Annotated in this window: 15 protein-coding genes; 4 read left to right on the forward strand and 11 right to left on the reverse strand. The window is 35.6% G+C overall.

Going from position 1 to position 22,289, the window contains the following annotated elements; translation table 11 throughout:
• Window positions 1–61 precede the first annotated feature (61 nt).
• Window positions 62–1,423 (forward strand): aldehyde dehydrogenase, encoded by a 1,362-nt coding sequence (locus tag AC23MB_RS07115; protein ID WP_487786866.1) that lies wholly within the window; start codon window positions 62–64, stop codon window positions 1,421–1,423.
• Window positions 1,424–1,427: 4 nt separating this feature from the next.
• Here the strand turns inward: AC23MB_RS07115 and AC23MB_RS07120 are convergent, their stop codons facing one another.
• Window positions 1,428–2,627 (reverse strand): oxygenase MpaB family protein, encoded by a 1,200-nt coding sequence (locus tag AC23MB_RS07120; RefSeq protein ID WP_487786867.1) that lies wholly within the window; start codon window positions 2,625–2,627, stop codon window positions 1,428–1,430.
• Between the two features lie 107 nt (window positions 2,628–2,734).
• Window positions 2,735–3,289, reverse strand: a complete 555-nt coding sequence (locus AC23MB_RS07125; RefSeq protein WP_487786868.1) for a thioredoxin family protein — start codon at window positions 3,287–3,289, stop codon at window positions 2,735–2,737.
• A gap of 89 nt (window positions 3,290–3,378) precedes the next feature.
• On the opposite strand from AC23MB_RS07125, the gene AC23MB_RS07130 reads away from it, so the two are divergent.
• The 3 genes from AC23MB_RS07130 (at window position 3,379) to AC23MB_RS07140 (ending at window position 5,911) form a co-directional block, all read left to right on the forward strand.
• Window positions 3,379–4,266, forward strand: coding sequence for a lysophospholipid acyltransferase family protein (locus AC23MB_RS07130; RefSeq protein WP_313030797.1), 888 nt, complete (start codon window positions 3,379–3,381; stop codon window positions 4,264–4,266).
• Entirely contained in the window at window positions 4,263–5,225 is a 963-nt protein-coding gene (locus AC23MB_RS07135; RefSeq protein ID WP_487786869.1) for a glycosyltransferase family 2 protein, read from the forward strand. Before AC23MB_RS07130 ends, AC23MB_RS07135 begins: the two co-directional genes overlap by 4 nt.
• Window positions 5,226–5,356: 131 nt before the next feature.
• The gene (locus AC23MB_RS07140; RefSeq protein WP_419309164.1) at window positions 5,357–5,911 is read left to right on the forward strand and encodes an exonuclease domain-containing protein; all 555 of its coding nucleotides are present in this window, start codon (window positions 5,357–5,359) and stop codon (window positions 5,909–5,911) included.
• Here the strand turns inward: AC23MB_RS07140 and apaG are convergent.
• The 9 genes from apaG to frr all read right to left on the reverse strand — a co-directional run bounded on the left by apaG (window position 5,908) and on the right by frr (window position 22,279).
• The gene (gene apaG / locus AC23MB_RS07145) at window positions 5,908–6,294 is read right to left on the reverse strand and encodes a Co2+/Mg2+ efflux protein ApaG (RefSeq protein ID WP_487786870.1); all 387 of its coding nucleotides are present in this window, start codon (window positions 6,292–6,294) and stop codon (window positions 5,908–5,910) included. The two genes, AC23MB_RS07140 and apaG, sit on opposite strands and share 4 nt — an antisense overlap.
• Window positions 6,295–6,369: 75 nt before the next feature.
• Window positions 6,370–7,605 carry a 2-oxoglutarate dehydrogenase complex dihydrolipoyllysine-residue succinyltransferase gene (gene odhB, locus AC23MB_RS07150; RefSeq protein ID WP_487786871.1) on the reverse strand — a complete coding sequence of 412 codons (1,236 nt, stop codon included), beginning with the start codon at window positions 7,603–7,605 and terminating at the stop codon, window positions 6,370–6,372.
• A 60-nt stretch (window positions 7,606–7,665) separates the two neighbouring features.
• Window positions 7,666–10,461: a 2-oxoglutarate dehydrogenase E1 component gene (locus AC23MB_RS07155; RefSeq protein WP_487786872.1), complete on the reverse strand. Its 2,796-nt coding sequence runs from the start codon at window positions 10,459–10,461 to the stop codon at window positions 7,666–7,668.
• Window positions 10,462–10,589: 128 nt separating this feature from the next.
• Complete coding sequence (locus AC23MB_RS07160) at window positions 10,590–11,627, reverse strand: SRPBCC family protein (RefSeq protein WP_312323599.1); 1,038 nt, start codon at window positions 11,625–11,627, stop codon at window positions 10,590–10,592.
• A gap of 108 nt (window positions 11,628–11,735) precedes the next feature.
• The gene (locus AC23MB_RS07165) at window positions 11,736–14,210 is read right to left on the reverse strand and encodes a tetratricopeptide repeat protein (RefSeq protein WP_374329018.1); all 2,475 of its coding nucleotides are present in this window, start codon (window positions 14,208–14,210) and stop codon (window positions 11,736–11,738) included.
• A gap of 150 nt (window positions 14,211–14,360) precedes the next feature.
• On the reverse strand, window positions 14,361–18,050 hold the full coding sequence (locus AC23MB_RS07170) for a phosphoribosylformylglycinamidine synthase (protein ID WP_487786873.1): 3,690 nt from the start codon (window positions 18,048–18,050) through the stop codon (window positions 14,361–14,363).
• Between the two features lie 406 nt (window positions 18,051–18,456).
• Window positions 18,457–19,884, reverse strand: coding sequence for an adenylosuccinate lyase (purB, locus tag AC23MB_RS07175; protein WP_487786874.1), 1,428 nt, complete (start codon window positions 19,882–19,884; stop codon window positions 18,457–18,459).
• A gap of 102 nt (window positions 19,885–19,986) precedes the next feature.
• Entirely contained in the window at window positions 19,987–21,495 is a 1,509-nt protein-coding gene (locus tag AC23MB_RS07180) for an FMN-binding glutamate synthase family protein (RefSeq protein ID WP_487786875.1), read from the reverse strand.
• Between the two features lie 229 nt (window positions 21,496–21,724).
• Complete coding sequence (gene frr / locus AC23MB_RS07185) at window positions 21,725–22,279, reverse strand: ribosome recycling factor (protein WP_079665876.1); 555 nt, start codon at window positions 22,277–22,279, stop codon at window positions 21,725–21,727.
• Window positions 22,280–22,289: the final 10 nt, after the last annotated feature.

Below are 22,289 nucleotides of genomic sequence, written 5' to 3' on the forward strand. Positions count from 1 at the left end.
TAAAAGCTACAAAAAGCAAGACTTATTTCCTTATTTTTATATTCGTAAAATATCACTTAAAATGTCTATCCAAACGATTCTAGAAAATCAACGTGCGTTTTTTAATAGTCAAGCTACCAAAAGTTTAGACTTTAGAAAAACACAATTAAAAACACTGAAACAAGTTATTTCTGCTAACGAAAATCGTTTCTACGAAGCGATTGACAAGGATTTTGGGAAATCGCAATTTGATACTTACACAACTGAATTATCGATTATTTACGGTGAAATTAATTATTATTTGAAGAATCTAAAAAACTTGATGAAACCGAAATCAGTAAGAACAAACTTACCGAATCTACCTGGTTCCTCAAAAATTTATCAAGATCCTTTGGGTTGCAGCTTGGTGATTGGCGCTTGGAATTATCCTTATCAACTTTCCATTTGTCCGATGATTTCTGCCATTGCAGCAGGAAATACTTGTATTCTGAAACCGAGCGAAGTTGCAGAAAACACCATGAAATTAATGGCGAATTTATTCAATAAAAATTTTGATGAGCGAGTTTTACACGTAGAAATAGGCGGCGTTGCAGAAACAACAGAACTTTTAAAACTAAAATTTGACAAGATATTTTTCACGGGAAGTCCACAAGTTGGAAAAATCGTTTACGAAGCTGCAGCAAAGAATCTAACGCCGGTAACTTTAGAATTGGGTGGAAAAAGTCCAGCTTTGGTTACCGAAAATGCTAACTTAGAAGTTGCTGCAAAACGCATTATTTGGGGAAAATTTTTAAATGCAGGTCAAACCTGCGTGGCACCAGATTATATTTTAGTTGATAAAAAAGTAGCAGACAAGTTTATTGAAATATTAAAAAACCAAGTTCAAGAAAACGATTATCAACCGAACAGTTCTCATTTTACAAAAATCATCAACGAAAAACATTTTAATAGACTTCAAAATCTGATTGATGAAACAAAAATAATTTTCGGTGGAACAACAGATTTAGATAAACTCTACATCCCACCGACGCTTTTGTATCCGATAAATTGGGATGACAGAATTATGCAAGAAGAAATTTTTGGACCGATTCTTCCGATTTTGCTATACGATAATTTTGATAAAGCTTTGGATCAAATACGAAATCACGAAAAACCTTTATCAGCTTACCTTTTCAGCGATAATTCAAATGAAATCGAAAAATTTACGAGCGAGATCTCTTTCGGTGGTGGCTGCATCAACGATGTCGTCATGCATTTAACCAATGACAACCTAGCATTTGGTGGCGTTGGTAATTCTGGAATTGGGAATTACCACGGAAAATATGGTTTTGAAACTTTTACGCATCAAAAATCTGTTTTAAAAAAGGCAACTTGGGGAGAAACTAACCTTAAATATCCACCATATTCTGATAAAAAATTGAATTGGATCAAGAAATTGCTATAGCAATTTACTGATGAATATTTCCCGGAGCGGTTCTCAAATAATCCGCCAGGACTTTTTCTTGTGCGCTTGCGCCAACTTGTATTTGCTTTTCGCGACTTGCAAAACGGAAAAATAATCGATTTCTCAATTTTAAAAATTTTGCAAAAGCATAAGGAAACTTAACCTTTTCAATTCCGAGGCGCTTGTTAGTCTCATCATCCAACAAAAACCAATTGAGTCCGACGTGCAAATAACGAAGATTTCTTCTTTGGAACTGATATTTGAGTGTTGGCGTTTCTAGATTTTCGTCCAATAAAGATTTTGCTAAATGCTTAGAATCCTCATCCGAAGCTGGTTGTGTTGCCGTCCACATATACAAAAATTCTACCGCTTCTTTTTTATCATTAGGTAAAATATCATCCGGAATCCCGATGAGATAACCAATGTACTTCCAAAGATGAAATAAGCCAGCTTCATCTTCATCGGTAATTTGTACTTCCAATTTTTGTAATCCTTGCAAAAACATCAAGGAAAATCCAATATAGGTCGCCATCATATCCCAAGAATTAATCGGAAGTCCCCAGTTTTTTGTATCCCAATTTTTGGTTTTTTCTAAAATCATCAAACGAGAATACGAATGAATCAATCGCGTTGTAATACAAAATCCGTAACCTTTTTTATGAACTTGCAGAGCATCTTTTCGAGTCACATTCACCCAAAAATTAAGTGTGTCTGCCAATCTTTTGACTGCACCTTTCTTTAGTGCACCTGTCAAAATAAGAGGTTTGTTGAGATAGGCATAATCGTAGCCGCCCATTAACACATAATCGCGAAGAATTATTAAGGCATTTATCCCAGCAATTTGACACAATTCCGAGCCTTTTTCGACAAGATTCCAATCAAGCCAATCAGGGATATTTTGTGTTTGTTTAAATAAAACTTTTAGACTGTCTGCAATTTCGGGATCCTTAAAATCAACACCATTCTCAATGTAGTTTTTTATGGTCGATGTTGCTTCAGCAAAAGAAGATTTAAAATAAACATCTTTTACAACTTGATCGCCAACTTCGTCACATTGATAAAAATAAGGCGCAAATTTATCCCAATCTTTGAAAGACAATTCTGCTCCACTCCATTCTTGAAGTAACTTCCCATTGCCTTTACTCCAAAAGGTTTTGAAATGTTCTGAATCTTTATAATATGGTTTGGCTTGAAAATCTTGCATGACTTAAAAATACTAATTATCACGTTATCAAAATTTTAAATCGATATGATTTTAATCTTGATTTTATTTAATTAAACAAAAAGCCAAGAAAAATCTTGGCTTTGTATCTAACTTTTCGGTTTCCAACTATTGAAAAACTCTTTGACTTTCTCCAATCCATAACCTTTATCAGCTTCTAAAACTGAACTATCTTGTACATGAATCATTTTTCCGTTTTTATCTAAAACTATGAAAACCGGATAACCGTATTTGTCACCAGGATTTCCGTACGCTGCAAAGACCTTTTCATTTTTATTATCTGGCGAATAATTGAGGTGATAATACAAATAATTGTCATCAACAATTGACTTCAACTCAGGTGTTTTCTCAACAAAATCGTTGAACCTCAAACACCAAATACACCAGTTACCACCAGCTTGTAGAATAATATTTTTATTTTCTTTCTTTGCAATTGCCATCAAAGCTTTTATATCTTTTGCTGCATCCGCCTTTGGATCGTAAGGTTTTTTGAGACGTGCTTTTTCCTCGTCAGCTGCTTTCTTTTTTGCCGCTGCATCTTGAGATATCGCAGCTTTTGCTGTGTCAGTAGTTTGCGCTTTGAAAATTGTGCTTCCTAACAACAACACACCAACGCCAAGCACTAGCCTTTTTACTTTTCGCATAATTTCAGTATTTTAATCGCTTTACATTTACAAAACTAAAGAATAAATCGATAGCTTTTCCTTAACTTTGTCGTTATTCTTTTTTACAAATTTTGAACCAAATATTATTCAGCATATTATTATTGTTATCAAAACTGCCTTTACGGGTTTTGTATGCTTTCTCGGATGTGATGTCATTTCTCAATTATCACATCGTTGGCTACAGAAAACAAGTAGTTTATGACAATCTTAAACATTCTTTTCCAGACAAAACTCACGAAGAATTGGTGAGCATTCAAAAACAATTTTTCATCAATTTCTGCGATTATATTGTGGAAATGTTAAAAGCATTTACAATTTCTGAAACCGAGCTAAAAGTTCGCGTTCAGCATCTTAACCGCGATTTGTTTTCAGAAATACAAGCTGAAGGCAAAAATATTATTTTACTTTCGGGACACGTTTTCAACTGGGAATGGTTCAATGCTTTGGCGACAATGGTTCCGCAAGAAAATTGCCATCCCGTTTATCGAAAAATGAATAGTAAATTTTGGGAAGAGAAAATTAAATTCGTGAGAAATCGTTTTAACAACAAATCTCTCGAAGCCAATGAAGTGATTAAACAGATCTTGAAAAGTCCTAACGATGGTAATTCGATCTACATGTTTGTTGCAGATCAAACACCACATTTCTCGCATGTGACTTATGGTTTAAAATTTCTAAATCAGCCAACACCAGCTTTTATCGGTTATGACAGATTATCACAAAAATTAAATTTAGCCTTTATCTATTGCGATATGAAAAAGGTGAAACGCGGTTTTTATCAAGTTAATTATTACAGAATTGATCCTGATGGTGAAAAATTTGAGCAATATGAAGTGGTGAGAAAATTCCATAAATTGTTAGAAAACACCATCCAAAAACGTCCTGATAATTGGCTTTGGTCGCACAGACGTTGGAAATATCAAGATTCTATTAAACAATACGAAGCAAACCCATGAGATTAGCAATTGCAATCCTTAACTGGAACGGAAAATCATGGCTAGAAAAATTCTTACCAACTTTAATTAAATACAGTCAGCAAGCTGAAATCTACGTCATTGACAATGCGTCGACAGATGATTCTGTGGCTTGGATTGCTGAGAATTATCCTCAAGTAAAGCAAATCTTAAACAAAGAAAACTTTGGATTTGCTGGTGGATATAATGAAGGTCTAAAAGAGATTTGTGCCGACATCTACTGTCTTCTTAATTCTGATGTTGAAGTTACAGAAAACTGGACAGAACCGATTTTAGATTTATTTAAAAAAGATGAATCTATTGCGGCTATTCAGCCAAAGATTTTAGATTTTAATAATAGAAATAAATTTGAATTTGCTGGTGCTGGCGGTGGATTGATCGACAATCTTGGTTACCCGTATTGTCGTGGTCGCGAATTTGAAACTATTGAAGAAGACAAAGGCCAATACAATGATATTGCTGAAATATTTTGGGCTTCGGGTTGTGCTTTATTTATCCGAGCTAAAGATTTCTGGAATGAAAAAGGATTTGACGAACGATTTTTTGCACATCAAGAAGAAATCGATCTTTGTTGGCGTTTAAAAAATGATGGTCGCAAAATCTATTATTGTGGACAATCGACGGTTTACCATGTTGGCGGCGGAACTTTAAAAAAACAAAATCCGCAAAAGACTTACCTCAACTTCAGAAATAATCTAAGCATGATGTTGAAGAATCTTCCGTCTAACAAATTATATTTAATCTTTTTCCGTCTTTGTTTGGATGGCATTGCGGGGATTTACATGATGTTTAAAGATGGATTTTCGCATACTTGGGCAATTGTCAGATCACATTTTGGATTTTATGGACAATTTGGTGAAACATTAAAACGTCGTCAAAAACATCAAATTAAAGATTATTATCAAACTAAATGGCTTATTTTTAAACACTTTTTGAAGTAAAGCTAATGTGGTTGTTGGTTGATAGTTTTTGTCTTTCAGATTTTTTAAAAAATCAGACAAACCGACAGTGATTTGCTTCCCTCAGAATTTAGGTTAAATTGTATTAGGTTTTTTGTTTAAAAAAGATAAAAATGGATTTTGTTGCAATAGATTTTGAAACAGCTACACACGAACGGAATTCTGCTTGCGAAATGGGAATCTGTGTGGTAGAAAATGGTGAAATTGTCACAACGAAAACTTGGTTAATAAAACCGCCAAGTTTCCCTTACTTCCATCCAAAAAATATCGAAGTGCATGGCATATCGCCAGACGATGTTGCTGACGCGCCTGTTTTTGAAGATATCTGGCACGAGGCTGAAGAATTAATGTATGGCAATTTGATGATTGCTCATAATGCGTCTTTCGATGCTAGTGTACTGAGAAGTTGCCTTGATTATTATGGTTTTTTTAAACCGAAAATCAATTATTTGTGTAGTATTTCTTTAGCGAAAAAATCTTGGAAAAACTTAAAAACTTACGGTCTTCGAAGTCTAGCGGATCATCATCATATAAGCTTTAATCATCACAGAGCAGGCGATGATGCAGAAGTCTGCGCTAAAATTTCTTTGCTAGGCTTTGAACGTCTGATGCTGACAAGAAATGACGAAATCAACGGTTATTTCCTAAAAAACATTAAGCAACTTTAGTTACTCAAAACTTCTGAAACCAAACTAAACTTAGGGATTTCCACCTCAAATTTTTCATTGGTGTTGACATTTAGAAAAAGATACTGACCCTTCATATTACCCATCCCTGAGGACAAAACCACATTCGAAAAATACTTAAATGTTTGTCCTGCTTCAATGACTGGTTGCAAGCCAATAACGCCTTCTCCTTCGACTTTTGACTGACCATAACCTAAATCATAAATTTGCCACTTTCGGCTAAGAAGTTGCACGGTTTCTTGACCTATATTTTCGATAATAATGTAATAACGAAACGTGAAACGATTATCCAACGGAAAACTGTTCTTGAAATCATATTCTGTATGAACCGTAACTTGAATCTGAGAAGTCGTTTTTGAAACCATGGCTTAAGTATATAAATGCTATAATACAAAAATCCCGCCGAAATGGGCGGGATTCTGTATATCTAAAGTTTGATATTAAAGTTCTAGCGCTTTTCTCTCGTCGCCACCCATTAAGAATTCTACTGGATTGTCGATAGCTTCTTTAACAGCAACTAGGAATCCTACAGACTCTTTACCATCGATAATACGGTGATCGTAAGACATTGCAACATACATCATCGGACGAATCACTACCTGACCATCAATAGCAACTGGTCTTTGGATAATGTTGTGCATACCCAAAATTGCAGATTGAGGAGGGTTGATAATGGGTGTTGACATCATCGATCCAAAAGTACCTCCATTAGTTACCGTAAATGTACCACCTGTCATCTCGTCAACCGTGATTTTACCATCTCTAACTTTAGTTGCTAAATCTTTGATGTTAGCTTCAACACTTCTTAAAGTCATATCTTCTGCATTTCTCAACACTGGTACCATAAGACCTTTTGGTCCAGACACCGCGATAGAAATGTCGCAGAAATCGTAATTGATTTTATAATCGCCATCGATTGATGCGTTAACATCTGGATACAACTTAAGCGCTCTAGTTACAGCCTTTGTAAAGAAAGACATGAAACCAAGACCGATGCCATGTTTAGCAGCGAATTCTTCTTTGTATTGTTTTCTGATTCTGAATATTTCTGACATATCAACTTCGTTGAACGTTGTCAACATCGCCGTTTCATTTTTAACAGAAACTAATCTTGCAGCGATTTTTCTTCTTAATACAGATAATTTAGTTGTTGTTTGCGCTCTGCTTCCATTAGTTGAAGATGCAGAACCCATTGCTGGAACAGCTTTAACAGCATCATCCTTTGTGATTCTACCATCGCGACCAGTACCTTGTACTTGTGCAGGTTCCATTCCTTTTTCGTCAAGAATTTTCTTAGCAGCAGGAGAAGGTGTATTGCTAGCATAAGTTGCTGCAACTGGCGCTTCTTTCTTAGGTTCTTCTTTTTTCTCTTCTACTTTCGGTGCTTCAGCTTTCGGAGCCTCTGCAGCAGGAGTAGCGCTTCCCTCAGGTTTAGCAGCACTCATATCGATAAGACAAACCACTTGTCCTACTTGTACCACATCACCTTCTTCAGCTTTTAGAGTGATAATACCACTTTCTTCAGCAGGAAGTTCAAGCGTCGCTTTGTCCGAATCTACTTCTGCGATCGGTTGATCTTTCTCAACATAATCGCCATCTTTAACTAACCAAGTTGCAATTTCAACTTCTGTGATAGATTCTCCCGGTGAAGGGACTTTCATTTCTAATATTGACATAGGAGTAATTTTTTTGTTTTAAACAGAGTTAAACTCTGGGAATATCGTTAGTTTTTAATATTAAGCTGTTACTGGTCTATTGCTTGGTGCGTCATCACAGTTAAATACTTTGTTGATAATCGCAGTTTGATTTCTTTCAAACATCTTATGACTACCCGGTGCTGGTGTTCCTGAAGCAACTGGCGAAATAACTTGGATACCTGTATCTCTAAAGTTTCTCAAGATATAGCTCCAAGCTCCCATATTTTCAGGTTCTTCTTGTGCCCAGATAAGATCTTTTCTCTTATTATATTTAGCAAAAATAGCGTCAATCTTTTCTAAGTTAAGTGGATACAATTGCTCCAATCTTACCAAAGCAACAGACTCGTCGCCACTTTCTTCTTTCTTCGCTAATAAATCGAAATACAATTTACCAGTACAGAGAACAAGACGTTCTACTTTGTTAGGATCAGCCGTTGGATCATCCAAAATTGGTTGGAATTCTCCGTTTGCCATATCTTCTAGACTAGAAACCACTTTTGGATGTCTTAACAATGATTTTGGTGTAAATACAACCAATGGTTTTCTGAAATTAAATTTCATTTGTCTTCTCAACAAGTGGAAATAGTTGGCTGGCGATGTGATGTCAGCAACAATAATATTGTCGTTAGCACATAATGTCAAGAATCTTTCCATTCTTGCAGAAGAGTGCTCTGCACCTTGACCTTCTGATCCGTGAGGTAGTAACATTACTAGACCATCTTGGATTTTCCATTTTTCCTCCGCAGCAACTAGATATTGGTCGATGATGATCTGTGCACCATTCATGAAGTCACCGAACTGTGCTTCCCAAATCGTCAATGTATTAGGAGAAGCCATTGCATAACCATAGTCAAATCCTAAAACTGCGTACTCTGACAAGTGCGAATTGAAAATATCAAATTGTGCGTCAGAAACATGCTTAAGCGGCGTGTATTCTTCCTCGGTATCTTCAGTTTTAATAACAGCATGACGGTGAGAGAAAGTTCCTCTTTCTACATCTTCACCAGAAATTCTGATTCCGAATTGCTCTGTTAAAAGTGTTGCATAAGCCAACAACTCTCCCATTGCCCAATCCAAAGAATCGTTATCTACCATTTTGATACGGTTTTCAAACAATCTTGTGATTTTGTTCAAGAATTTTTTATCAGCCGGAAGTGTTGAAATTTTAATAGCTAATTCTTTAAGTTTCGCTAAATCATATTTAGTATCAAAATCTTTAAGAAGCGAACCTTTTGGCGCCATTGGAAAATCTACCCAATCTTCGGCCATAAAAGGTGTCATTGCATTACGCGTAATCTCTTTAGAAGCATCAAAATTTTCATCCAACAACTTTTTGAAATCTTGCTCCATTGTTTTAAGAACTTCGTCAGAAACAATGTTTTCCTGAATCAACTTTTGCTTGTAGATTTCTCTTGGATTAGGATGTTTAGAAATGCTCTTGTAAAGATTTGGTTGCGTAAATCTTGGTTCGTCACCTTCGTTGTGACCATATTTTCTATAACCTAAAAGATCGATATACACATCTTTTCCGAATCTTGCACGGAAGTCCGCAGCAAAACGAATTGCATGTACAACAGCCTCCACATCGTCAGCATTAACATGCATCACTGGAGATTGCGTTACTTTTGCAATATCTGTAGAATAGATCGATGATCTCGCATCTAAATAATTGGTCGTAAATGACACTTGGTTGTTAACAACAATATGTACTGTACCACCAGTTTTGTATCCGTCCAAAGTCATCATTTGTGCAACTTCGTACACGATACCTTGTCCAGCAATCGCACCATCACCATGGATGATGATTGGCAATACTTTGTTATAATCTTTGTATTTGTGATCAACTTTTGCACGGCAAATACCTTCTACCAAAGCTGCTACAGTCTCTAAATGCGAAGGGTTTGGTGTTAAATTAATAATCACTTCTTCGCCGCTTGCTGTTGTAATAGTTTTAGAAGAACCTAAATGGTATTTAACGTCTCCAGAAAACACGTCTTCTTCGAATTCTTTTCCTTCAAACTCAGAGAAGATTTCTTTGTATGATTTTTGGAAAATATTAGTCAAAACATTAAGACGACCTCTGTGCGCCATCCCTAATACAACCTCGTCAACACCAAGTTGAGACGATCTTGTAATTAATTGATCAAGTGCAGGAATCAAAGATTCTCCACCTTCTAACGAGAAACGCTTTTGACCAACAAATTTTGTATGTAAATAATTTTCAAAAGCAACCGCTTGGTTAAGTTTGAAAAGGATTTCAGTTTTTTCTTCCGCAGATAACTTCGGATGATTTTCGTTAACGCTAACCCACTCTCTGATAAATTGCTTTTCATCAACATCGTTAATGTGCATATATTCTACACCGATAGAGTCGCAATAGATCTCTTCAAGATGCTTGATAATGTCAGCCAAAGTCGCTGGACCAGACATCCCAGTTGTTGTTGCAGAATTGAATTTTTTAGAAAGGTCAGCTTGTGACAATTCAAAATTTTCAATATCCAAAGTTGGCACAAAGTGTCTTCTTTCTCTAACTGGATTGGTTTTAGTGAAAAGATGTCCACGTGTTCTGTAGGCTTCGATTAGGTTAAGAACTTTGAATTCTTTACTAATATCTTCCGAAGCTTGACCATTGCTAACACTTTGCTGTGCATATTGTACCACTGGAGACGCGTCAGCATAGCTATCATCATCACCATAATATTCTCTTGCAAAGTCAAAACCTTGAAAAAAAGCTTTCCAAGATGGTTCTAAAGAATCTGGGTATTTCAGGTACTGCTCGTACATGTCGTCAATCAACTGAGCATGTGCGGCATTTAGAAACGAAAATTTATCCATTATTACAGATTATCTGTTTATAAAAATTATCAAATATTGCCAACAAATTTACTAAATTTTTATCTATTAAGTGGCAATCGAACTTGCTTTTTAACAATATGTTAAATATCAGTTTTTCAAGGCTTCAATTATCGATAAACGGGAAGTTGCAATTTTAGTTTTACGTCAGATCCAGCATCGGGTTCTTCTAAAAATTGTTCTTGTAAATCGTTATATCGCATGGTATCTTTTTTGGCTTTTTGCATCAGTTGTTGGACGCTTTTTATCCTACCAGCATAACTTCCTTGATAATAAATAACATAAGTTTTCCCGCCATTAACTGTACGGAAGGTGTAATTATTATCCGAAACGCTTATTCTTTTTGGTAAAGCAACGCCATAATAATATGACACTTCTTTATCCTTAAAATTATTCGGATTGGTGATTAACATTGGACTTCCGAACTCATCATCTTTCTTACCCAAATCTTGTTTAACAAAATTCACGACTTTGTTATGGTTAATCACAATATTCTTAATAAGCGCATCTTTTTTGTTAGAAGTACTTACGTTAACGCCCAATAACAAAGCACTTTCCTGATTTTCGACCATAATGCTATCGTATTTAATAGACGCAATCATGTTTTCTTTATCAACTTTATTTCCTAAAATCATAGTCAAATGTTTAATGCTTTTATCGATTTTATCAACGAAAACACCTTCGGTCATTAGGTTAATCGAACGCTTCAACAAAGGTTGTTTTGGCGTTTGGATTTTCCAAATAATATCCGTCGATTCTCCTTTACCAACAAATTTAACGTCTATTAAATAAGGATAAGATTCATCCTCCAAAAACAGTTGATAACGCAAGGTTCGCATCGGGTTTTCGTACCGAATAAACATCTCGCCAAACTGATCTTGTTTCTTTTTATTAAAAAACTTCATCGATGATCCTTGCCCAGAATAAGGCGTAAAAAAATTGAATCCTATATTTTTATCACTCGTGAAGAAGTCATTCCAATGAGAAAAATTTTGTAAATTGTTAAACTGCGGAAAAACCTTATCAATCGGATAACCGACTTTAGATTGTACAATATACTCTTTTCGCTCTTCAACAAAAGTCATCGAAACGGCGTAAATCCCGAAAAGTATTATTAAAATTAAAACTCCAAATTTTATCCAGCGCATATCTACGAATGATTCAAATGCAAATATAGGAATTGTATGTGGTCTATATTTCTATGTTTGTAAGTTTCTTTAATCGAACAAATCTATTTTTTGGTTTAAACAAAAGCATTAAATATCGATATCGTTATCCTCCGCATATTGTCGCCATTTTTCATAAAGTCTGGGATTTGCAAGCTCCCCATCCTCCGAATAATAAGACAAAAGTCGCTCGGTCGCATAAGGATAAAAATCATAGTTGTTAGCCTTTTCGTAGTATTTAACGGCTTTTTTAGAATGTTGTTTTACACCGTAACCAAAATCATAAAGAATCCCATAATAAATATTGGAGTAAGAATCTTCGTAATCTTTTTTAAGATGTTTTAGCAGATTTTCAAAATCCTCCTTTTGATAGTAGATTTCGACAACTTTAGCATTATTGCTGTACAATTTTTTGCTGGCTTCCTTGTAATATTCCAAAGCTTTGTCGTAATCTTGATCGACATGTTCTGCGTAAAAATACAAATCACCGAGATTGCTCATCGCCATTCCTTCGCCTAATGCCGCAGCTTTTTCGTACATCTCGAACATTTTCGAAACGTTAAAATCATAACCAATTTCATTTTGATAAAAGTAACCAAGATTGTTAAACGCGACAGCATTATTGGTTTCAGCAGCTTTTTCCGTCCACATTACCGCCTCTTTTGGTCGGTAATAATCGGCGTCTTTATCACTTAACAATAAACCCAATTCTATCATCGAATCTATGTCACCCAATTTTGAAGTATGTGTGTACAGTCGTATAGCGTCGTCAAACTGACCATTCTTTGCATAATTAATAGCCAACTTGAAAATGGTATGTAAATCAAATTTTAGTTCATAATCTTCACCTGAATTTTTACTCCAAATTTCAAAAAACTGATTCCAAAAATTAAGATCTTCTCCACGCAAATTGTAACGCTGCTCGTTAATTTCGCCATACTTTTCTTCGGAAATCAACTGCATATCTTGATTTTCTAAAACACGAAAAACCTGATTATCATTAATTAAGACAAAATTTTCTCCCAAATCACTATCTCCATTTAAACTAAAAAATGGCGTACAAACGAAATCATATTTATCGCTCAAAAATCTTTTTTCAACATCAAAAAACTGATTGTAATTCTGTGATTTAATTCTTAAAAACTTAGCATTTAAAACTTCAAAAGCTTTGTAATCAGAATTTAATTCAATCCAAAATTGATGTTCCAAAGCATGATACAATCCTTTACCAGAACTGGTTTTTATTCCCCAAGTATTTTTAATAATATATTTAAAATCGTCTAGAAAAACATCTTCGATTTCTTCATTTTCTAAAACATAGACATGCTTAACACCATCAAAAAGTCGCCACTTTTTATCTTTTTTAAAAGCGAAAGATTGATAATCGTCTAATAAAATGACTTTATCGATTTCGGTTTCTAAAATTTCTCCTTTAAAATTAATGATAGAAAACTTAGTCTGGAATTTATTTGGTTTTATTTGATAATAATTTTCTCCGATTTTAGAAATTGATTCTTCAACATATTCACCAACAAAAAAGCCTTTTTTAGTGTAGAATTTTCTTTTCTGAGTGCCTTTTTCTTTTGTAAAAAACAAATCTGAACAATAATCAATATCAAAAATGTTAGAACCTGAAACATTCAAAAGTTGCTGATTTTCGATGCCAAAAACTTGCCATATTCCGTTTTTAGAAACATTAAAATAAGCATAATTCAGAATCTCCAATTCATCGTATTCGCAAGGCAAAATCTGTTGATTCGTGTTACAATTAATAACTCCGATTTTACCATTCATGTGGACTTCCGCCACCGACATTTTATCAAAAGAATTAACATCGTAAGCGTCTTCGTAAATCGTCGGAACCAAAACTTTTCCATCCATGGCGATATAACCAAAAAGTCCATCCTTTCTAACCAAAGCAATATTCGTATCGCTCCAATCGTAGATTTCATCATAGATTGGATCGATGATTTTAACTCCTTTACTTGTTTCTAAACCAAATTTTCCGTCAACTTCATAAACATTAACATTATTTTTTAAAAACAAATCGTACTCAAAATAACCCAATCCATAGTTAATCCAATCGGTTTCCATAATCTCCTGAAACGACTGGTAACCGGTCATAAAGAACTGCGGATTCAGAAAATTAAGATCTTGATGTTCAATAGCGGTTTCAAAATTTTTCCATTTGTTATCGATTTCCAAAACCCAATCTTTGGCTTGCTCTTTCGGAGATTCTTCATTCATCGTGAAGACGTCGCTGCCATCAATCTGAAATGTATCAAACGGCAAATCCTCCAAAAACTGGAACATTTGGTTGACAGGCTCATAATAAAACTTCTTGTAATGCCATTGGTAAGTGTCCGCGATTAGGTTAAAAAAACTTCGCAAACGACTGATACCTTCTTGTTTATCCGCAAACAATTGCTTGCCTTTTGCGCGCAAATTCCCCGAAACAAGCGGAACCAACAACAACGGAATTTCGTAATTCCACTCACCAAGATAATTGGGAAAAGTTTCTTTGCTTTTACTGTCGAGATTGTATAAATAAATGCGATGTGCCAATGTCTAAATTTTAAGTTCTAAAAATAAGAATTCCTTTTTCAAAAAGCTAAAAACTGTCTAACAATCGATGTTAAATAAATTTTAAAGTTGATAAAAAAACAAAAATCCGCCTTCGAAAAGACGGATTTTGATATCATTTATAAACTGATTTTATTTAAAATACTCCACTCCATTTTTGAAAATGTTGTGGTAATTTGCAGTTGGAATATTCTTCATTAAACCTTCAGCAAAACGTTCTGGATGTCCCATTCTTCCGAAAATCTTTCCGTCCAAACTCGTGATTCCTTCAATTCCGAATAAAGAATTATTTGGATTAAACGGCATTCCATGTGCAATATTTCCATCGAAATCTACGTATTGCGTTGCAATTTGTCCGTTTTTGTAAAGCTCTGTTAACACTTCTTCTGAAGCCATAAAACGACCTTCACCATGAGAAATTGGAATGGTATATTCCAAACCGTTCATGCCTTTTAACCAAGGAGAATCTTCGTTCACCACTTTTACATTCACCATTTGAGAAATATGTCTCCCAATTGCGTTGTGCGCTAAAGTTGGTGAATTGGCGTCTAAATCTCGGATTTCACCATAAGGAAGCAATCCTGATTTCACCAAAGCTTGGAAACCGTTGCAAATTCCTAAAATCATTCCGTCGCGCTGCACCAAATTGTGAACAGCCTCTTTCATCTTTTCGTTTTTCAAAACGTTGACTATGAATTTTGCCGAACCATCAGGCTCATCACCCGCCGAAAAACCACCTGAAAAAACCAAAATTTGAGATTGTTCAATTTCTTTTACCCAAGCGTCGATGCTTTCATTCAATTTATTAAAATCAAGATTGATTAATGGCAAACTGGAAACTTCGGCACCTTCTTTTCGAAACGCATTTTGAGTTTCATATTCGCAATTGGTTCCTGGGAAAACAGGTGCGAAAACTTTTGGTTTTGCAATGCCGTGTTTTTTGATGATGATATTTCTTGGATTCGTTGAATTCAAGCTTTCATCAAGATTAACAACGATTTTTTCTTTCTCCGAAGTTGGAAAAAGATTTTCGAAAGTACCACCGAAGTTGGATTTGAGATTCGAGATTTGAGATTCGAGATTGTTGATTGTTAATATTGAATTTTCAACAACATTTCCGATTTTTTGTAAAGCTAGATGAGATAACTCTTCAGCAGATTCAATGATTAATCCACCAATATTTTTCTCTAAAATTTGAGTTTCATCTAAAGAAACAGTCGCTCCAAGATTATTTCCAAATGCCATTTTCGCCAAAGCCACTGCTACTCCACCTTCTTTGATAGTTTTTGCTGAAACAATGGTTTTTTGTAAAATTCCATCATGAATAAACTCATAAACGTCTTTTAAAACCTCATAATTTGGAAGTCCATTTTCGTCCGTTTGATGATAAAAATGATATAAATGATTTCCCGCCAACTTGAATTCTGGAGAAATAATATGACGTTTCACGCCGTTTGCACACGCAAAAGAAATCAAAGTTGGTGGTACATTAATATTTTGGAACGTCCCACTCATCGAGTCTTTACCACCAATTGCAGCCAATCCAAGATTCATTTGAGCATTGTAAGCTCCCAACAACGACGCCATTGGTTTGCCCCATTTATCAGGTTGATTTCCTAATTTCTCAAAATATTCTTGGAAACTCAAACGAATTTTTTTGTAATCGCCACCCATTGCAACGATTTTAGAAACGCTCTCTAAAACAGCATTTGCAGCACCAACCATCGAGTTTTGACTCGAAATATCGGCATCAAATCCCCAGCTTGCCAAAGAAACGGTTTCAATATTTTCAGCATTCAAAATTGGAAGCGTCTGCACTGAGCCTTCCATTTCTGTCAGCTGATATTTTCCTCCCAAAGGCATCGCAACCGTCGTCGCTCCAACCGAAGCATCGAACATTTCCAATAAGCCTTTTTGGGAAGCGTTATTTTTATCTTTTAAAATATTTACAAAATTCTCTTCTGTAAATTCTATTTTTTCTGTTTTTACAGGCTCTAAGTGAGAAATCTCAACCGTTTGTGTTTTTGCACAACCGTTTGTATCCAAGAAATCACGGCTCAAATCCACAATTTTATTGCCTTTCCAGAACATTTTCATTCTTCCAGAATCGGTTACTTTTGCAACGACAACAGCTTTGATATTTTCTTTTTCGCAAAACTCAATGAATTTAGCTTTGTCCTTTGCTTCAATAACAACCGCCATCCTTTCTTGAGATTCAGAAATCGCCAATTCAGTTCCGTTCAAACCTTCATATTTTAAAGGCAAAACATCCAAATTAATTTCCAAAGAATCTGCAATTTCGCCAATCGCTACCGAAACGCCACCTGCACCAAAGTCGTTTGATTTTTTAATTAAAGTCGTTACTTCAGGATTTCTGAACAAACGTTGAATTTTACGTTCTTCAACGGCATTTCCTTTCTGAACTTCCGTAGAAAGCGCATGAATAGAGCTTTCGTCTTGTTCTTTTGAACTTCCTGTTGCACCACCAACTCCATCGCGACCTGTAGCACCGCCTAAAAGTACCACAATATCACCATTTTCAGGCTTTTCGCGACGAACCCACGTTTTTGGAACTGCGCCAACCACGAAACCAACTTCCATTCTTTTGGCTTTGTAGCCTTCATGATAAATTTCGTTGACTAATGTGGTCGCCAAACCAATTTGGTTACCATAAGACGAATAGCCATTTGCGGCTTGTTTCGTAATGGTTCTTTGCGGCAATTTCCCTGGCATGGTCGCCGAAATCGGTTCTAAAACATTTCCTGCACCTGTTAAACGCATTGCTTGATAAACAAATGCACGTCCAGACAAAGGGTCACGAATTGCACCACCAAGACACGTTGAAGCCCCACCAAAAGGCTCAATTTCCGTTGGGTGATTGTGAGTTTCGTTCTTGAATAACAAATACCAAGGTTCTTTTTTACCATCGTATTCAGCTTCAATTTCAATCGTACAAGCATTGATTTCGTCTGAAACCACAAGGTTTTCTAAGTTACCCGTTTTGCGGAAATATTTAGCAGCGATAGTTCCCAAATCCATCAAGGAAATTGGTTTTTCTTCGCGTCCTAAGAATTTTCTTTTTTCTAAATAATCGTTGAAAATAGTTTCTAAAGTCGATTTAAACTGACCTTTGAATTCAATTTCTGTTAATTCTGTTTCAAACGTTGTGTGACGGCAATGGTCGCTCCAATACGTATCCAAAACTTTAAGTTCGGTTTCAGTAGGATTTCGGTTTTCTGATTTAAAATGAGCTTGAATAAACTCTAAATCGTCCAAGCCAAACGCAAAACCTATCTTATCATAAAAGTTTTTCAATTCATCTGAACTCCAATCTTTAAAACCATCATAAACGATAACTGGTTGTGGCTCGTTTTCAGCTGGAATTTCTAATTTAGATAAATCTTTTTCCTTAGATTCTACTTTGTTAATCAACAAATCCTTGATTTTCACCAAATCTAAATCGCTGACTCCTGAAAGCTCAATTAATTTTCCACTTCTAACCGTTGCGTTGCCATTTTGCGTCAACAAAGCGATACATTGCTCCGCAGAATCAGCTCTTTGGTCGTATTGACCTGGAAGAAATTCGGTTGCGAAATAGGTATTCTTTGCAGGATTTTCTTCATGCAGAATATCAGTAACCGGATCCACAAAAGTAGAATTCACCACCTTTTGGAAATCGGCATCTTCAATTCCGAAAATATCGTAAACATTATAAACTTTCACGCTTTCGATGTTGGAAACTACGTTTAAGATTTCCGAAAAAATCTTTGGACTTTCCACATCAAACAAGCCTTTCTTTTCTACAAAAATTCTTTTATTCATTTTTTATTAGATTCAAGAGCCGAGAACCGAGATTCAAGACTTTACTTTTTACTTTATTTTTTCATAGGAGTTTATCCTATCCTATTTCGTCACTTCGAGTAGAATTTGAAAAATTCGTATCGAGAAGTTCTAATAAAAGTTCTCGTTACATTTTTCTTCACTTTGTTTCGAAAAACACTCGAACTGACGTTGTATTTCTACTTTTTTGCGGTATGTTTTTCGCAGCCCGACCTGAGTGGAGCTCTTTATTATTTTTCACAAAAAAATAATAAAAGCGGGAACGGAGGGCGGAAAAAGCTGCCATAACAAAATTTGAGATTCCAAATTCGAGATTTGATATTCCTCAAACAACGAAAATTAATTTCAATTATAAAATAAAAATGCAGCCGACAAGACTGCATCAAATTTATACTTTTAAATCTGCTTCAAGACCAATTAAATCCGAATATTTATCCGTGATTGGCTTCGCCTCGTTTTGGATAAATTCTTCCGTTTGTATTGGTGCAAATCCGATAAAGTTTTTCGGATCCATTACTTCAGCAATCTTCGATTTGTCCATTTTCAGGGAAGTATCGTTCATTAATCTTTCGATCAAATCGTTTTCCTTGCCTTCCATTTTCACTTTCTTAGATGCTTCCATCGAGTGAACACGGATAATTTCATGGATTTCTTGACGGTCGCCGCCAGCTTTCACTTCTTCCATAATCACATATTCGGTTGCCATGAACGGCAATTCTTCCATAATATGCTTGTGGATGCGGTTTTCGTACACAACTAATCCGTCCATAATGTTATTCCAAATCAACAAAATAGCGTCGATTGCTAAAAATGCTTGCGGAATTGTTAAACGCTTGTTTGCAGAATCATCCAAAGTACGCTCAAACCACTGTGTAGAAGCCACCATCGCCGAACTTGACGACAACGACATTACGTATTTCGCTAAAGCTCCGATTCTTTCAGAACGCATTGGATTACGCTTGTACGCCATTGCCGATGAACCGATTTGGTTTTTCTCGAATGGCTCTTCAATTTCTTTTAAATTTTGAAGTAAACGTAAATCGTTCGTGAATTTATGGGCAGATTGAGCAATGTTTGACAATAAAGCCACCACTTTTGCATCAATTTTTCTATCGTAAGTTTGTCCAGAAACACCAAAAACTTTTTCGAAACCGAATCTTCTTGACAATTCTTTATCTAAATGTTTTACTTTTGAATAATCGCCATTGAAAAGCTCCAAGAAACTTGCTGCTGTTCCCGTAGTTCCTTTCACACCACGGAATCTCAAAGTTTCTAAGAAAAATTCTAATTCTTCAAAATCCAAAATCAAAGACTGAAGCCACAAAGTTGCTCTTTTCCCAACCGTCGTTAACTGTGCAGGTTGGAAATGCGTGAAGCCCAAAGTGGGCATATCTTTATATTTAATCGAGAAATCCGATAATTTTTTGATAACGTTCACCAATTGTTTTCTCACAATTTTTAAACCGTCACGGATTTGAATTAAGTCTGTATTATCTCCCACAAACGCCGAAGTCGCCCCCAAATGGATGATTCCTTTCGCCAACGGTGCAACGTCGCCATACGTGTGAACGTGCGCCATCACATCATGACGGAATTTTTTCTCGTAAGCAGCAGCGGCATCAAAATCGATGTTTTCTGCTTGTTCTTTCAGTTGGTTGATTTGCTCGTCTGTGATGTCTAAGCCTAAATCTTTTTCGATTTCTGCCAATGCAATCCACAATTGTCTCCAAGTTCTGAATTTATTATTCGGGGAAAAATTGTAAAGCATTTCCTCACTTGAGTAACGTTCTTCAAGAGGATTTTTGTAGGAATTCATTCTTTCTTTTTACTTTTTTAGATGTACAAAAATAAACAAAAAAAACCTGAATTAAAAGAATTCAGGTTTTATATATTGCTATCAAACAGTCATTAATATCAATTATCTTTTTCTAACATTACCAAGAATGTCTGGAAAATAAGTATCTGCTAAATGCTCGAACTCGTCACCTCGCATAAACATTGACGCGTCAACTTGGTCATAAGATGTTCTACCAGCCGCAGCAATTAACTCATTGCAAGTATGTAACGTATTCTTATGGAAGTGATAAACACGTTCTGCTTTGTCCGTAACATCAAGACCTTTGATCAACATTTTATTTTGCGTTGCAACACCCGTTGGACATGTGTTAGAGTTACATTGTAAAGCTTGGATACAACCCAAAGCAAACATAAATCCACGTGCGTTGTTACAAGCATCAGCCCCCATCGCAACTGCTCTCAAAATATCTAAAGAGGTCAAAACCTTTCCAGAAGCGATAATTTTAACTTTATCTCTAACATTAAAGTTTTTCAGTGTAGAGTTTACAAAAATTAAAGCTGGTTCTAACGGCATACCAACACCATCCGAAAACTCTGGCGGCGCTGCACCTGTACCACCTTCAGCACCATCAACAGTAATAAAATCTGGGTAGATTTTAAGAACATTCATTTGTGCACAAATTTCTTCAAATTCTTTAGTATCACCAATACAAAGTTTGAAACCAACTGGTTTACCACCTGACAAATCTCTAAGTTGTTTTACGAATTGCAATAATCCCGCAGCCGTTGAGAATGCGCTATGCCCTGGAGGCGACAATACCGTGATACCTGGCTTTACGTGACGGATCGCTGCAATCTCTGGTGTATTTTTAACCCCTGGAAGCACCCCACCGTGACCTGGCTTAGCACCTTGAGAAAGTTTAATCTCAATCATTTTTACATTATCGATTGTCGCATACTTCGTAAACAATTCTGGGTTAAATTTCCCTTCATCATCACGACATCCAAAATATCCTGTACCAATTTGCCAACACAAATCCCCACCTTCCATGTGATATGGAGAAATTCCTCCTTCACCAGTGTTATGATAGAATTGTCCTTTTTTCGCACCTCTGTTAAGCGAGATATGCGCTCTGTCAGACAAAGCACCAAATGACATTGCAGAAATATTAAATAAAGACGCACTGTATGGTTGCAAACAATCTGGTCCACCAATTGTCGTTCTTGGCAATTCGTGCGACGGCGATTTAGCATAAATAGAATGCTTAATACCTTCGTATTTTCTATTGTTGATTTCTAGTTGAGTACCGAAAGCTACCGTGTCGCTAATATTTTTTGCACGACGATAAGCTGCCGATCTTTGATTTCTTGGGAAAGGTTTACCATCGGTTTCTCTCTCAATGAAATACTGTTGAATTTCGGGAGAAATCCCTTCCAGCATATAACGGAAAAGTCCTAATACAGGGAAGTTTCTCAAAATAGCATGTTTGGTCTGCGTGGCATTGAAAATACCTAAGATGTAAATAGCAGCCAACGTAATTGGAATCCAATAATGGGCTTTGATAAGAACAGCAATAACTGTCGTTGCAAGGACTAATACCAGTCCCCATGTAAGGAATTTATCTCTCATTTTTAAGGGAAATTAAATTCCAGCAAATATAATATTAATATTTAATAAATAGTAAATAATTACATCATCTTGGACAAAAAAATAGATTGTGAATTTCAAAAAAATTCATAAATAAAATTGAGAATATGTAAATAATTTAAATCTTTAAAATCTTTTTGAAGAAAGTTTAAAAAAACTTCGTTTTTAGTACAAAAAAAAGATTTAGAAAATTTCTAAATCTTTTAATTTTTTAAACTTTTAAGATCTCAGCTTCTTTAACTTTGAAAGCGTCATCTACTTTTTTAATATATTGATCTGTAAGATCTTGAATGTCTTTTTCAGCACCTTTTATCAAGTCTTCAGAAACGCCATCCAACTTTTTAAGATCCTTCATACCTTCTTGACGAGCGTTTCTAACAACAATTTTACTTTGCTCTGCTTCGCCTTTGGCTTGTTTTGCTAAATCTCTACGACGCTCTTCTGTTAAAGGTGGAACGTTAAGAATGATAACATCACCATTATTAGAAGGTGCAAATCCTAAGTTAGAGTTGATAATTGCTTTTTCGATAGCACTAACTGCTCCTCTATCCCAAGGTTGAATAGAAATAGTCATCGCATCTGGCACAGATACGTTAGCAACTTGGTTAATAGGTGTCATAGAACCATAATATTCTACCATAACATCTTGTACCATACTTGTTGACGCTCTACCCGCTCTGATTTTTTGAAAAGCATGATCCAAATGCTTAAGCGCAGCATCCATCTCTTCCTTTACTGATGCTGTGATGAGTTCTAATTCTTCCATTATTTATTTA

The sequence above is a fragment of the Soonwooa sp. T0.1_25 genome (assembly GCF_057652215.1).

What these genes read in the sequence shown, in the direction of transcription:
- AC23MB_RS07115 (WP_487786866.1), top strand. Translation starts at nt 62, where the DNA reads ATGTCTATCCAAACGATTCTAGAAAATCAACGTGCGTTTTTTAATAGT.
- AC23MB_RS07120 (WP_487786867.1), bottom strand. Translation starts at nt 2,627, where the DNA reads ATGCAAGATTTTCAAGCCAAACCATATTATAAAGATTCAGAACATTTC.
- AC23MB_RS07125 (WP_487786868.1), bottom strand. Translation starts at nt 3,289, where the DNA reads ATGCGAAAAGTAAAAAGGCTAGTGCTTGGCGTTGGTGTGTTGTTGTTA.
- AC23MB_RS07135 (WP_487786869.1), top strand. Translation starts at nt 4,263, where the DNA reads ATGAGATTAGCAATTGCAATCCTTAACTGGAACGGAAAATCATGGCTA.
- AC23MB_RS07140 (WP_419309164.1), top strand. Translation starts at nt 5,357, where the DNA reads ATGGATTTTGTTGCAATAGATTTTGAAACAGCTACACACGAACGGAAT.
- apaG (WP_487786870.1), bottom strand. Translation starts at nt 6,294, where the DNA reads ATGGTTTCAAAAACGACTTCTCAGATTCAAGTTACGGTTCATACAGAA.
- odhB (WP_487786871.1), bottom strand. Translation starts at nt 7,605, where the DNA reads ATGTCAATATTAGAAATGAAAGTCCCTTCACCGGGAGAATCTATCACA.
- AC23MB_RS07155 (WP_487786872.1), bottom strand. Translation starts at nt 10,461, where the DNA reads ATGGATAAATTTTCGTTTCTAAATGCCGCACATGCTCAGTTGATTGAC.
- AC23MB_RS07160 (WP_312323599.1), bottom strand. Translation starts at nt 11,627, where the DNA reads ATGCGCTGGATAAAATTTGGAGTTTTAATTTTAATAATACTTTTCGGG.
- AC23MB_RS07170 (WP_487786873.1), bottom strand. Translation starts at nt 18,050, where the DNA reads ATGAATAAAAGAATTTTTGTAGAAAAGAAAGGCTTGTTTGATGTGGAA.
- purB (WP_487786874.1), bottom strand. Translation starts at nt 19,884, where the DNA reads ATGAATTCCTACAAAAATCCTCTTGAAGAACGTTACTCAAGTGAGGAA.
- AC23MB_RS07180 (WP_487786875.1), bottom strand. Translation starts at nt 21,495, where the DNA reads ATGAGAGATAAATTCCTTACATGGGGACTGGTATTAGTCCTTGCAACG.
- frr (WP_079665876.1), bottom strand. Translation starts at nt 22,279, where the DNA reads ATGGAAGAATTAGAACTCATCACAGCATCAGTAAAGGAAGAGATGGAT.